13 protein-coding genes are annotated in these 13,013 nt (G+C 69.9%); 11 read left to right on the forward strand and 2 right to left on the reverse strand.

The genetic code is table 11. The features are described from left to right. Nucleotides 1-43 precede the first annotated feature (43 nt). The 6 genes from HRC28_RS04745 to HRC28_RS04770 all read left to right on the forward strand — a co-directional run bounded on the left by HRC28_RS04745 (nucleotide 44) and on the right by HRC28_RS04770 (nucleotide 8,423). On the forward strand, nucleotides 44-1,363 hold the full coding sequence (locus tag HRC28_RS04745; RefSeq protein WP_182381003.1) for a glycosyltransferase: 1,320 nt from the start codon (nucleotides 44-46) through the stop codon (nucleotides 1,361-1,363). Continuing rightward, the gene (locus HRC28_RS04750; protein WP_182379021.1) at nucleotides 1,363-3,345 is read left to right on the forward strand and encodes a hypothetical protein; all 1,983 of its coding nucleotides are present in this window, start codon (nucleotides 1,363-1,365) and stop codon (nucleotides 3,343-3,345) included. Before HRC28_RS04745 ends, HRC28_RS04750 begins: the two co-directional genes overlap by 1 nt. Nucleotides 3,346-3,437: 92 nt before the next feature. Next, nucleotides 3,438-4,532, forward strand: coding sequence for a DegT/DnrJ/EryC1/StrS family aminotransferase (locus tag HRC28_RS04755; RefSeq protein ID WP_182380456.1), 1,095 nt, complete (start codon nucleotides 3,438-3,440; stop codon nucleotides 4,530-4,532). After that, nucleotides 4,529-5,512: a Gfo/Idh/MocA family oxidoreductase gene (locus HRC28_RS04760; RefSeq protein WP_182379022.1), complete on the forward strand. Its 984-nt coding sequence runs from the start codon at nucleotides 4,529-4,531 to the stop codon at nucleotides 5,510-5,512. The genes HRC28_RS04755 and HRC28_RS04760 overlap by 4 nt, the downstream gene beginning before the upstream one ends. 14 nt (nucleotides 5,513-5,526) lie before the next feature. Further along, nucleotides 5,527-7,119, forward strand: coding sequence for a glycosyltransferase family 2 protein (locus HRC28_RS04765; RefSeq protein ID WP_182379023.1), 1,593 nt, complete (start codon nucleotides 5,527-5,529; stop codon nucleotides 7,117-7,119). A 14-nt stretch (nucleotides 7,120-7,133) separates the two neighbouring features. After that, nucleotides 7,134-8,423: a nucleotide sugar dehydrogenase gene (locus HRC28_RS04770; RefSeq protein ID WP_182379024.1), complete on the forward strand. Its 1,290-nt coding sequence runs from the start codon at nucleotides 7,134-7,136 to the stop codon at nucleotides 8,421-8,423. Here HRC28_RS04770 and HRC28_RS04775 read toward each other — a convergent pair. Together HRC28_RS04775 and HRC28_RS04780 are read right to left on the reverse strand one after the other, a co-directional pair. Continuing rightward, nucleotides 8,410-9,000 (reverse strand): acyltransferase, encoded by a 591-nt coding sequence (locus tag HRC28_RS04775; RefSeq protein ID WP_182379025.1) that lies wholly within the window; start codon nucleotides 8,998-9,000, stop codon nucleotides 8,410-8,412. The two genes, HRC28_RS04770 and HRC28_RS04775, sit on opposite strands and share 14 nt — an antisense overlap. Before the next feature lie 55 nt (nucleotides 9,001-9,055). After that, the gene (locus HRC28_RS04780) at nucleotides 9,056-9,886 is read right to left on the reverse strand and encodes a hypothetical protein (protein ID WP_202033226.1); all 831 of its coding nucleotides are present in this window, start codon (nucleotides 9,884-9,886) and stop codon (nucleotides 9,056-9,058) included. An 83-nt stretch (nucleotides 9,887-9,969) separates the two neighbouring features. Between HRC28_RS04780 and folP the strand changes: the two genes are divergently transcribed. The 5 genes from folP to HRC28_RS04805 all read left to right on the forward strand — a co-directional run bounded on the left by folP (nucleotide 9,970) and on the right by HRC28_RS04805 (nucleotide 12,994). Further along, entirely contained in the window at nucleotides 9,970-10,818 is an 849-nt protein-coding gene (folP, locus tag HRC28_RS04785) for a dihydropteroate synthase (protein WP_182380458.1), read from the forward strand. After that, a complete protein-coding gene (folB, locus tag HRC28_RS04790; RefSeq protein WP_237111703.1) occupies nucleotides 10,815-11,246 on the forward strand; it encodes a dihydroneopterin aldolase in 432 nt (143 codons plus the stop codon). The genes folP and folB overlap by 4 nt, the downstream gene beginning before the upstream one ends. Beyond that, nucleotides 11,243-11,812 carry a 2-amino-4-hydroxy-6-hydroxymethyldihydropteridine diphosphokinase gene (gene folK / locus HRC28_RS04795; RefSeq protein WP_182379026.1) on the forward strand — a complete coding sequence of 190 codons (570 nt, stop codon included), beginning with the start codon at nucleotides 11,243-11,245 and terminating at the stop codon, nucleotides 11,810-11,812. The genes folB and folK overlap by 4 nt, the downstream gene beginning before the upstream one ends. A gap of 16 nt (nucleotides 11,813-11,828) precedes the next feature. Then, nucleotides 11,829-12,311, forward strand: a complete 483-nt coding sequence (locus tag HRC28_RS04800; protein WP_182379027.1) for a DUF3180 domain-containing protein — start codon at nucleotides 11,829-11,831, stop codon at nucleotides 12,309-12,311. A 92-nt stretch (nucleotides 12,312-12,403) separates the two neighbouring features. Next, nucleotides 12,404-12,994: a hypothetical protein gene (locus tag HRC28_RS04805; RefSeq protein ID WP_182379028.1), complete on the forward strand. Its 591-nt coding sequence runs from the start codon at nucleotides 12,404-12,406 to the stop codon at nucleotides 12,992-12,994. Nucleotides 12,995-13,013: the final 19 nt, after the last annotated feature.

A 13,013-nucleotide genomic window follows, 5' to 3' on the forward strand; every position in this document is an offset into this window, starting at 1 on the left:
GAGGCGCGCCGCTTCTCCCGATTTCGCCGGCGAAAGGATTTCCTTGAACACCGACAGGCCACGACGGCTCCTGTTCCTCGCCTTCGGGTTCCCTCCGGCGTTGAAGAGCTCCTCCTATCGGCTCCGGGAGATCGCGAACGCCTTCGCCGGCGCTGGCTGGCAGGTGACCGTTCTCAACGCGGCACGGGAGATGTGGGAGAACGAGTTCGGCCTGGACGAGTCCCTGCTGGACAACGTGGATCCCTCGATCCGGGTGATCGAACTCCCGCTTGCGCGTGCGGACCTGGAGACGGACATCCGCACCTACGACGAAGCACGGGCGCTGACTCCGGCACGCTGGTTGAAGGAGTGGCGGGAGAGGAACGAGGAGTCGTTCCCGGAGCCGACCTTCGGTGGCTGGCGCGACGACCTGGAGCGGGTGGTGGTCGACCTGCATCGCGAGGACCCCTTCGACCTGATCCTGGTGAGCTGCGTCCCGTACGTCTCGCTGGCCGCCGCGTTGCGACTGCACGAGGAGCACCAGGTGCCGATGGCTGTCGACTTCCGCGACGGCTGGTCGGTCGACGTGATCAAGGGCGGCGAGGCCTTCGAGCGGGATTCGGTCAGCGGCCGGTGGGAGCAGCGTGCCCTCGAAGCCGCGGAGTCGCTGTGGCTCGTGAACGACCCGATCGCCGAGCACTACCGCGTGCGGTACCCGGAGCTGGCGGACAAGGTCCGCGTCGTCCGCAACGGGTTCGACCGCGACAGCATCCCCACGCAGATCCCGCAGCCCCCCGCGGGGCCGCTGCGTTTCGGCTACCTCGGCACCATCAACTTCCGCCCCGAGTTCGTCAGCACGGTCCTGGGTGCGTGGCGTGAGGCGCGCGCGACCAACCCGCTGCTCGAGGGCGCGACCTGGGACTGGCGGGGCAACCTCGGCGCCGGTGCGGTGCGCGGCTCGTCCGCAGTGCTGGAGCAGCTGATCGCTGCCGAGGCCGACGGCGTCAGTTACGGCGGCCCGGTGCCCAAGCGCGATGTCGGGGAGTTCTACGGCAGCCTGGACGCGGTGACCTTCATGGTCATCGGCGGTGCCTTCATGACGTCCGGCAAGGTCTACGAGTGCATGGCGACGGCGCTGCCGATCGTCTCGGCCCACGAAGTACGGCACGATGCCTCGACCTTGCTCGAGGGCTATCCGCTGTGGACCGGCGTGGCCGGGCTCGACCACGACTTCCTGGTCTCAGCGTTCGGTCGTGCCGCTGAACTCGCGCGCAGCGCTGATGATGCGCTGCGTCGCTCCGCCCGCGACTACGCCGAACAGTTCGAGCGCAGCCGGATCATGATCGACGCGGTTTCGGCACTCACTGACAAGGTGGCCCCCTGATGAGCGCGGTCGTGCTGTTCGTCGGTACCCGCCACGAGCCGCGCTTCCTGGCCGACGTGGTCCGCCAGTTCGAGGACCGCGGGGCACAGCTCACCCTGGTGTCCGTTCCGACCGTCGACGTACCGGTGGGCGCCGGGACCGAGGTCCGCTTCATCAACGAGGCATCGGAGGGCAACCCGCCGGCGTTCTGGCGGCGCAGCATCGTGGTGATCCCGCCGCGCCGGATGTGGTTCGAGATCGAGCGCGACGCGTGGACCGTCGAGCGTGCGCTGTCGGCGGACCTTCTCGTCGCGGTCGACAACCGTGCTGTCTTCGCGGTGTGGCGTCTCGCTCAACGCAACCGCCGGGCTGCGGCTCGGGCCGGTGTCTACGCCGGCCTCCAGGCGCTCGACAAGCTCAACTCCCCGAGCGAGCCCCCTGCCGCCGAAGCCGCGGCCCCGACAGCCGCGGCGGTGGCCGTTCCGCAGCCGGACGGGCCTTCGTTGATGGTCCGGGGCCGGCGCAAGGCACGGCGCGTCGCTGGCAAGCTGCGTCGCGCTGCACGAGCGACCCGGCGCCCCGAGGTTCCGGATCCGGCCGTCGAGGAGACGCGCGTCCGGGCCGACGAGCTCGGCACCGTCGCCTTCGCCGAGCTCGCGGCGGCCAAGGTGCCGACGAATCTCGTCGACGCGGTGGCCGCAGAGCTCGCGCACGCCGACCGGTTGCTGGCCGCAGGGGAGACCCGCAACGCGCTCGGATCCTTCCTCACCGCGACCCGACTGGCCTTCTATCCGGGCATCCACTTCGATTCGCTGGTCTCCCCGCTCGCGGCCGACCCGTCCGGGTTCAATGCGGCGCTGCAGGACAGCGAAGTGCTGCGCCGTCTGGCAACCCCGGCCGGACGCCGGCACCCTGCTGCCGCGATCGGTGCGGACCGGCCAGCCCGCGTCGTGATCATGTCGAGCGGGAACACCAACTTCGTCGGAGCGATCACCGCGCGCCTCGAGCGCGAGCAGGGAGCCGAGGTCAGGACCATCGGGCCCGCCGAGCTCGGGATCCAGGGCGGACTGAACCCGGTCTTCCAGTCCCTTCTCAACGGCGACGGCCGTGCCGAGGAGATGGCTGAGGAGCGACTCCGCGAGCACTACGACTGGGCCGACGTCGTCCTCATCGAATGGTGCACGCCGACGGCCGTCTTTGCCACGTTGATCGACCCGGGTACGGCGCGGGTGGTGGTGCGGCTGCACAGCTTCGAGGCCTGGTCCCTCTCGCCCCACCTGGTCGACTTCTCCCGCGTCGACGAGGTCGTCTTCGTCAGTGAGCACCTGCGCGAGTTGAGCCAGGCCGCCGTGCCCGCACTGGCCGAGCACCCCGCGGTCTCGGTGGTGCCGAACGTGGTCGACCTGACCGGCTTCGACCAGCCCAAGGACGACGACGCACGGTTCACGCTGGCGCTGATCGGCATCTCCGCGGTGGCCAAGGACGTGCGATGGGCCATCGAGGTCGTCCGCCGGTTGCAGGCGCACGACGAGCGTTACCGACTGCTTCTCTTCGGTGCCGACCTGGACAACACCGGCTCCGCCATCGGTCGTGCGTACGACGCCGCGTACCGCGCCGACCTGCGCGAACTCGAGCCGCGAGGTGTCGTCGAGCGCCGCGGCTACACGAGTGACGTGCCCGGGGCGCTCCGCTCGGTCGGCGTCATCCTCAGCACCTCGGTGCGCGAGAGTGCGCACCTGGTCGTCGTGGAGGGTGCCGCCAGCGGCGCCGTACCCGTCGTCCGGGACTGGCCGTTCTTCGCCCAGCAGGAGCACGGGGCCCGCACCTTCTACCCCGAGCACTGGGTCGTGGGCTCGGTCGAGGAGGCTGTGGCCCGTGTCCTGGCGACGACGGCGACCGCCGAACAGTGGCAGGCCGAGTCCGCGGCGGCACGCGATGCGGCCCGCCCATGGGACGTGACCGCAACGGGGCCGGCGTTCGACGCGGCCCTGTTCGGGAAGTGAACAGCGCCGCGTCGTTTCCCTGACACGCTCCCGGCATGATTAGGTCGGGTGCGTTGGCGCGAGCCCGCAAGCAGTACGACGAGAGGACAAGAATGACCGACTCCGCGATTCAGAACATCCCGGCCGCCCGGCCGGTGATCGACGAATCCGACATCCAGGCCGTTGTCGACGTCATGCGCTCCGGCATGGTGGTCCAGGGCCCGCAGGTGAAGGCGTTCGAGGAGGAGTTCTCCGCAGTCGTCGACGGACGCCACTGCGTCGCCGTCAACAGCGGTACGTCGGCACTGCACCTCACCCTGCTCGCCCTCGGCTTCGGTCCGGGCGACGAGGTGATCTGCCCGTCCTTCACCTTCGCGGCCACCGCCAATGCGATCCGCCTCGTCGGCGCGACCCCGGTCTTCGCCGACATCCAGGCGGACACCTTCAACATCAATCCCGCCGCCGTCGAGGCGCTCGTGGGGCCGAAGACCGTCGCGATCATGCCGGTTCACCTCTACGGCCTGCCTGCTGACATGACGGCCCTCAACGCGATCGCGGACCGGCACAAGCTCGCGATCGTCGAGGATGCCGCCCAGGCGCACCTCGCGGCGATCGACGGTCGCCCGGTCGGCTCGCTCGGCACCGCCGGCTGCTTCAGCTTCTACCCGACCAAGAACATGCACTCCCTCGAGGGCGGCATGATCACCACGGCCGACGCCGAACTCGCCCGCCAGCTGCGCCTGCTGCGCAACCAGGGCATGGAGCAGCGCTACGCCAACGAGGTCGTCGGCACCAACACGCGGATGACCGACGTCGCCGCCGCGGTCGGCCGCAACCAGTTGCGCCGCCTTGCCGGTTGGACGGACCAGCGTCGGGCCAACGCGGCCACGCTGACCGCCGGGATCACGACAGCGGCCACGCCGGTCGTGCCCGAGGGCTACCTGCACTCGTACCACCAGTACACCGTCCGGTCCGCGGAGCGCGACGCCCTCCAGGCCCGGCTCACCGAGCAGAAGATCGGCAGCGCGACGTACTACCCGACGCCGGTGCACCGCTTGAAGCCGTTCCTCAACGAGGCCGGTGTGCCGGACCCCCGCTGGGAGCTGCCGGAGACCGAGAAGGCGGCCCTCGAGGCCCTGTCCCTGCCGGTGTTCCCGACGCTGACGGCCGAAGAACTCGACCGCATCGTCGCGGCGGTGAACGCATGACGCTGAAGGCTGGCCTGGTCGGCCTGGGCGCCATGGGGCGCAACCACGCGCGCATCCTGTCGATCCTCGACGACGTCGAGTTCGTCGGTGCCGCCGACGCCGTCGTCACCGACCAGCGGGTCTCGCACGGCGCGCCGATCGTCCCGGACGTCGACGCCCTGATCGCGCTCAAGCCCGACTACGTCGTCGTCGCCGCTCCGACCGGCACTCACGAGGAGATCGGCCTCAAGCTCGCGGCCGCTGGCATCCATGCCCTGATCGAGAAGCCGCTCGCCCCGTCGGTCGAAGGAGCCAAACGCCTCGTCGACGCGTTCGCCGAGGGTGGACTCATTGGCGGCGTCGGCCACATCGAGCGCTACAACCCTGCCCTGCAGAGCCTGCGCGCCCGTCTCGCCGCCGGCGACCTCGGCGAGATCTACCAGGTCGTCACCCGCCGCCAGGGTCCGTTCCCCGGCCGCATCGCCGACGTCGGTGTGGTCAAGGATCTTGCGACCCACGACATCGACCTCACCGCGTGGGTCACCGGACAGAACTACGTCTCGGTCTCCGCGCGGGCTGCCCGCCGCAGCGGCCGCGAGCACGAAGACCTGATCGTGGTCGTCGGCGAGCTCGACGGTGGCGCGGTGGTCAACCACCTCGTCAACTGGCTGAGCCCGCTCAAGGAGCGGTCCACGGTCATCACCGGCGAGCGTGGTGCGTTCGTCGCCGACACCCTGACCGCTGACCTGACCTTCTACGCCAACGGTGCAGTGCCGACCGAGTGGGAAGCCGTCAGCGCCTTCCGCGGCGTCGTCGAGGGTGACGTCACCCGGTTCGCGATCCCGAAGCGGGAGCCGCTGCTGCGCGAGCACGAGCAGTTCCGTGACGCCGTGCTCGGCAAGGAGTCCGACATCGTCACGCTCGCCCAGGGCATGCGGACCGTCGAGGTTGCTGCCGGGATCCTCGCTTCTTCGAAGGACGGTGGAGCGGTCCGGCTCTAGCCGGCACCTCACCCATGGGAACCCCCGCAGTCGACGTCACCGTCATCATTCCGGTCTACAACACCGTCGACTACCTGAGCGCCTGCCTCGATTCGCTGGTTGGCCAGACCATCGGCCACGAACGCCTCGAGGTCGTGGCGGTCGACGACGGGTCGACGGACGGCAGCGGGGAACTGCTCGAGAAGTACGCGGCGTCGTACTCCGGGGTCGTCCGGGTGTTCCACCAGGAGAATTCGGGCGGCCCGGCCCGGCCCTGCAACGCCGGTCTCGAGCACGCGACCGGGCGCTACGTGTTCTTCCTCGGCTCCGACGACTACCTCGCCCTCGATGCGCTGGAGCGCCTGGTCCAGCGCGCCGACCAGTGGCAGGCGGACGTCGTCGTGCCGGTGGCCGAGGGCGTCAACGGTCGGCACGTCGACCAGCGCCTGTTCGGGAGTGAGCACCCGGACCTGGCCTACCCCGGCACGTTGCTTCCCTACTCGCTGTCGAACACGAAGCTGTATCGCCGCGACCTCGTCGTCGAGCACGGGTTGCGCTACCCGCTCGACCTGCGCGTCGGCAGCGACCAGCCCTTCACGCTCGCGGCACTCCGCGCGGCACGGCGGATCGGCGTGCTGGGTGCCCCGACGGCGTACTTCGCGGTCAAGCGGACCGACGACAGCAACATCAGTTACAACATCGACTGGCCGACCCGTCTGGCCGACCTGACCGCGGTCGTCGAGCACCTCTGCGAGATCGAGCCGGAGGGTGACGACCGTGACGCGTTGCTCGTCCGGCACTTCTCGTGGGAGTTCGACAAGCTCATCACCCGCGACCTGCCGCAACTCTCCGACGAGGACGGGGCCGGCCTCGTCGCCGCGCTGGCGGTGCTCGCGGAGCGCTACCTCACCGAGGGCGTACGGCGCCGGCTCATCGTGCCGCGACGGATTCGCTGGCACCACGTCGTCGCGGGCGACCTGGCCGCGGTCCGCGCGTCCTCCGAGGAGGCTCCGCCCATCGGGCAACTGTTGGTCGACGCGGGCGGTGCGTTCCGGCGCCTGCCCGGGTTCCGCGACGGGCTCCCCGATGACTTGTTCGCGATCCCGCAAGGCGCCATCACTCCGTGGACGAAGAGCATCGAGACGGACGCAACGGTTCGCCTGGACGGCCACACGATCACCCTGATCGCGGAGACCACCACGCTCGACCCGGCGTCGGCGCAGCACGCCCGGCTGACACTCAGCCCCGTCAACGAGGGCGGCGAACCTCGCGAGGCGCTCGACCTTCCCCCGGCCGACGGCCCCCCGGTGCTGGCCAGTGCCCCGGTGACCATCGACGCCGACGGAGCCGTTCGGGCGGAGATCGACCTGGCGCCGTTTGTCGAACGGGGCATCCGCCGCGCGGGACTCCGGCTCCGATTCGAGACCGACGGGCGGACCATTGATCGCCCGATCCGCGTACCCGTGAGCGCTGTCTCCGAGGTGGCCACCCCATCGCGGAAGCTCACCGTGACAGTGACATCATCGACCGAGAATCGGGTCCTGGTGGACGTGGCCGTCCCGCGGACACTCGCCCGCCGGGCAGCCGGACGGCTGCGACGCGAATTCGGTCGGCTCGGAAGCAACTGAGGAGAGCAGGAAACGTGGACATCTGTGTGGTCGCGCTCGGCAAGATCGGGCTCCCGCTGGCGGTGCAGTTCGCCAGCAAGGGTCACCGCGTCATCGGTGCAGACGTCGACAAGTTCGCCGTCGACATGGTCAACCGCGGCGAAGAGCCGTTCCCCGGTGAGGCCCACCTCGCCGAGAAGCTCCGCGAGGCCGTCGACGCCGGACTGTTGTCGGCCACCACCGACACCACCGCCGCAGTCGCCGCCGCGCAGGCAGTCGTCATCGTCGTACCCCTCTTCGTGGCGGCGGACGGTACGCCGAGCTGGGACTGGATGGACGCGGCGACCGAGGCCGTGGGCCGCGGCCTGAAGCCGGGCACCCTGGTCAGTTACGAGACGACCCTGCCGATCGGCACCACGCGCAACCGCTTCGGGCCGAAGCTCGAGGAGCTCTCCGGGCTCAAGGCCGGCGAGGACTTCCACCTGGTGTTCAGCCCCGAGCGGGTGCTCACCGGCCGGGTGTTTGAGGACCTCCGCAAGTACCCGAAGCTCATCGGTGGCATCAACCAGGCCTCGGCCGACGCGGCGATGGACTTCTACCGCGCCGTGCTCGACTTCGACGACCGCCCCGACCTCGCCGACGCCAACGGTGTCTGGGACCTCGGATCATCGGAGGCCTCGGAGTTTGCGAAGCTCGCCGAGACGACGTACCGCGACGTCAACATCGGCCTGGCCAATCAGTTCGCCCGGTACGCCGACCAGATCGACGTCGACGTCCTCAAGGTGATCGACGCGTCCAACTCGCAGCCCTACAGCCACATCCACCGCCCCGGCATCGCCGTCGGTGGGCACTGCATCCCGATCTACCCGCGGCTCTACCTGTGGAACGACCCCGCGGCCACCGTCGTGACGGCCGCTCGCGAGGCGAACGCCGGCATGCCGTCGTACGCCCTCGACCTGCTGGCCGCTGCGCACGGCGACCTCACCGGTGTTCCGGTGCTGGTGCTCGGCGCGGCCTACCGCGGCGCGGTGAAGGAGACCGCCTTCTCCGGCGTCTTCCCGCTCGTCGAGGGGCTGAAGGCGCGCGGTGCCGTGCCGTTCGTGTCCGACCCGATGTACACCGACGCCGAACTCGAGGCGCTCGGCCTGCCCGCCCACGCGGGTGAGCCGGTGACGGCCGCGATCGTGCAGGCCGACCACCCGGAGTACAAGAAGCTCACGCCCGCCGACCTGCCCGGCGTCACCGTCCTGGTGGACGGTCGCCGTGCGACGGACGCCGACGCGTGGAACGTCGAGGGCGTCCGCCGGGTCGTCATCGGCGGCTGAGGACGCCGTCCTTCTCGTCGTAGACGTCGCTGGTCGCCGGGCAGGTCCACTCGCCCGGCGCTGACTCGGTCAGGCGTACGCCGGCCCGGCCGACCCAGCCGATGCGGCGGGCCGGGACGCCGGCGACCAGGGCGAAGTCGGGGACGTCGCGGGTGACCACGGCGCCCGCGGCCACGAGCGCCCAGGCACCGACCTTGAGGGGTGCCACGCAGACCGCGCGGGCGCCGATCGAGGCGCCGTCGCCGATCTCGACGCCGACCGCTTCCCAGTCGTGGGCGCGCTTGAGGTCGCCGTCCGGCGAGACGGAGCGCGGGTACTGGTCGTTGGTCAGCACGGCCGCCGGGCCGATGAAGACGCCGTTGCCGAGGGTTGCGGGTTCGTAGACGAGCGCGTAGTTCTGCAGCTTGCAGTTGTCGCCCATCTGGACGCCGGTGCCGACGTAGGCGCCACGCCCGATGACGCAGCTCTCGCCGAGAGTCGCGTCCTCCCGGATCTGGGCGAGCTCCCAGACGGTGGTGCCATCGCCCAGCCGGGCCGAGTCCGCGACCTGCGCGGTGTCCTTGACGGTTGCATTCACCAGTCCACCGTACTGACTCGCTGTGCCATCCAGGCGCGGTGCTCTGGCGCAGTGCTCAGCGTCGACCCTCGGGCCCGCGGTTGCTGCCCTCGTCGTTGAGCCCCTTCTCGATGATCACGAGATTGTGGTAGGCGTGCACGGCGATGACGTGCCGGTCGCTGTAGGTCGGCTCGTAGTCCGAAGGGGGGAACTCCTCGAAGTTGAGCCCGTCGATGAGGTCCTTCACCAGCGCCATCGTCGTGTCAGGGGCATTCCGGTCGGGGTTGCCGCCCCAACTTGCCCAGTACGACGTCTGGGTGTCCTCGATGGCGTAGAGGCCGTCGTCGGCGAGGAGCGGGAACAGCAGGCGGAACGTCTCCCGGATGTGTTCGGGCCGGTGGCTGCCGTCGTCGATGACGACCTGCGGACGACCTTGCTCCTCCACGATCCGGTGCAGCACCTGCTCGTCGACCTGCGAGCCCTCGTAGGTGGTGATGCGGGGACGGTCCACGAACGACTTGTCCTCGATGTCCAGACCGACGATCTGGGCCCGGCGGAAGTAGTTCTTCCACATCCTCAGGGACTTGCCGCCCTTGCGCTCGCGGGCGTAACCGCCGACGCCGATCTCCAGCAGGGTGAACTCCTCGTCTCGCAGGTGCTGGAAGTGGCGCTCGTAGTGCTGGGTGTAGTGATGTCCCGGGCCGGCCTTGTCAGTGCCGAAGTGCTGTCCGATCTCGGTGAGGCTCATGGTGTGCCACGGCGGCCGCTGCGCCGTTGTCTGCGCGCCGCTGGTCGTCGAACTCCGGGGGTCCGGTTGATCTCCCCGGGTGGACCTCAACCGCTGCCAGACCTGGTCGCTGACCAGTGGCTTGACGGTCTTGACCGCGATGGACCTCATCCGTGACATGGAACTCTCCTTGGAAGCGCGCTTCTCGTAGTCACTACTGTCCTTCCGTGACCATCTTCTCCCCTTCGCCGGCACCGTTGGTGATGGGCGTCGTCAACGTCACGCCCGACTCCTTCTCCGATGGTGGTCAGTACGACGACCCGCAGCGTGCGGTCGCGCACGGACTGCAGCTGCTGGCTGATGGCGCGGACATCCTCGACGTGGGGGGCGAGTCGACCCGGCCGGGCGCCACGCGGCCACTGCTCGCGGAGGAGCTCGACCGCGTCGTACCGGTGATCGAGGAGCTCGCCGCCGGGGGTGCCGTGGTGTCGGTCGACACCATGCGCGCCGAGGTCGCAGCGCGGGCGGTCGAGGCCGGTGCGCAGATCGTCAACGACGTCTCCGGCGGCTTGGCCGACCCGGCGATCCTGGACGTGGTGGCCCGGACGGGCGTCACCTATGTCGCGATGCACTGGCGCGCGCACAGCGACCGCATGCAGCAACTCACCGACTACGACGACCGGGGCGTCGTCGAGGCCGTGCGCGCCGAACTGGCCGACCGGGTGGCGGCGATCCGCGCTGCGGGCATCGCGGACGAACGGATCGTGCTGGACCCGGGCCTGGGGTTCGCGAAGCTGCCCCATCACAACTGGGAACTGCTCCGCGGACTCGACCAGCTCGCCGAACTCGGCTTCCCTCTGCTCGTCGGCGCGAGCCGCAAGACCTTCCTCGGACGGCTCCTGGCCGACGGCAGCGGTGAGCCCCGGCCCGTCGCTGAGCGGGAGGCAGCCGGTGTCGCGCTCTCCGCGCTGCTGGCGGCCGGTGTCGGCGGGACCCCCGTCTGGTGCCTGCGGGTCCACGATGTGCGCGCCCACCGCGACGCCCTTGCGGTTGCGGCACAGTGGAACACTCAGAACGCTGATCGGGCAGCGACGGGGAAGGAACGCGCGTGACGGACGATCCTCTGGACGGACCCCTGGATGAACTGAGCATCCTCGGCATCGAGTGCTTCGCACATCACGGCGTCTTCGACCACGAGCGACGGGACGGGCAGGTCTTCAGGTTCGACCTCGTTCTCGGCGTCGACACCCGACCAGCGGCCGCATCGGACGACTTGCGTGACACCGTGGACTACGGAAGCCTCGTGGACCAGGTAGTAGCGGAAGTGACGAGGGACCCGGTCGACCTGATCGAGACCCTCGTGCAGCGGATTGCCGATGTGTGTCTGTTGGACCGTCGTGTTGAATGGGCGCGTGTGACCGTGCACAAGCCGGATGCGCCGATCCAGGCGACGTTCGCCGACGTACAGCTCACCGTCACCCGTCGTCGTGAGACGCCTGCAGCGGGAGACCGAACCGGAAAGGCAGAGGGCCCAGCATGACCGAGACCCCCAACCCGAACATCATCGATGCAGACACCCTGACGGGGGAGATGCGCCCCATTCGTCGGGTGGTGATCGGCCTCGGCTCGAACCTCGGTGAACGGTTTTCGAACCTCCAGGGCGCAGTCGATGCACTCGCCGACACCCCGAACGTGTGGGTCACTGGCGTCTCGCCGGTCTACGAGAGCGAACCGGTCGACTGCCCGCCGGACTCGGCGACCTTCCTCAACGCGGTGGTCCTGATCGACACCACGCTGTCGGCGCACCGCCTGCTCGACCGAGCCCTCGCCATCGAGGACGCCTACGACCGGATGCGCAGCGAGGTCAAGAACTCTCCGCGGACCCTCGACGTCGACCTGATCGCGGTCGGCGACCGTCGCAGCGACACCGAGGCACTCCGCCTGCCGCACCCGCAGGCGCACGAGCGCGCCTTCGTGCTGCAGCCGTGGAGCGACCTCGAGTCCGACGCCGAGTTCCCGGGCCTGGGCCCGGTCTCGGAACTGTTGGCCAAGGTGGACACGAGCGGCTTGAAGCCGCGCGCTGATCTGGTCCTCGAGTTCGAGTGACCCAAGGCGTGTCCTAGTGGTCTCCGATCCGGAGTCCGAAGGCGGCGCCCTGCGGCCCACCTCGTTGCTCAGCCTGCTGGGCTGGGCGCTGGTGGGGCTGGTCGGTGGCTGGGCGGTGCATCCTCTCTGCGAACGGCTGAGCGTCGTACCGCCTCTCGTGACCGCGCCGCAGCCCCTGGCGCTGCTCCTGCTGGCCGCGATCCTCGGGTACGTCGCTTGGGCGACCCACCGGGCCGTGCAGGTACGACGAGAGCGGCTCGAGGCGCACAAGGCGGTCAATCGGCTGGTGCTGGCGCGGGCGAGTGCCCTGGTGGGTGCTCTGGTGGCCGGCGGGTACCTCGGCTATGCCATCAGCTGGATCGGCGACCCGGCTGAGTTGGCCGATGAGCGGCTGGTGCGGTCCCTGATCGCGACGGGCTGCGCGGTGGCCGCCGCGGTGGCGGCGCTCCTGCTCGAGCGGGCGTGCCGGGTGCGCGGGGACGACCCCGAGCCGCGCTGACCCCCGCGCCCATGCAACCCGTGTGACTGTTGTGACAGTTGTGTCAAGCGTGTCGTGCGTCTCATGGGGCGCCTGAGGCATACCGTGCGGGTATGACTTCCCCCGTCGGCAACCGTCGTCGTCAGCGGTCCACCCGTCTTCTGGTGGCCGTCGCTCTCCTCACGCTCGCGGCGCTGGCCGTTGCGGGTACCGCTGTGACCGGTTCCTGGTTGCTGGTCACCGTTGCTGCTGCGGGCTCTGTGGTCCTCGGCGCGGCCGCTCTCAAGATCGCCCACACCGAGCTGATCGCCACGCGTCACGACGCTGCGCGCGACCGTGCCGGACAGGCCAGGGCGTACGCCGACCTGACCGAGGTCCGTACGGCGGAGAACGTCGAGTTCGCAGCCGACATGACCGGCAAGCTCGCCAAGCGCGACGCCACGATCTCCCGGCTCGAGAAGCGTCTCGGTGACGCGGCCTCGGAACTGGCCGACGCCCGCCAGGAACTGGCGGACGCCCACGACCAGGCTGCGGAGGCCCAGCGGGTTGCCGAGCGCCTCAGCGAGCGGCTCACGGATGCCGAAGAGCGCGCCGGCCAGGCCGTCGTGCGCGTCGCCGAGCTCGAAGCCGAGCTCGACGTGCTGCAGGCCGAATGGCAGCTCATGGAGTCGCGGACACGCGGGAGCGCACGCAAGGCGGTCTGACGCCACGGCGCTGCGGCCG

This window comes from Nocardioides sp. WS12 (assembly GCF_014108865.1).
Lineage (GTDB): Bacteria > Actinomycetota > Actinomycetes > Propionibacteriales > Nocardioidaceae > Nocardioides.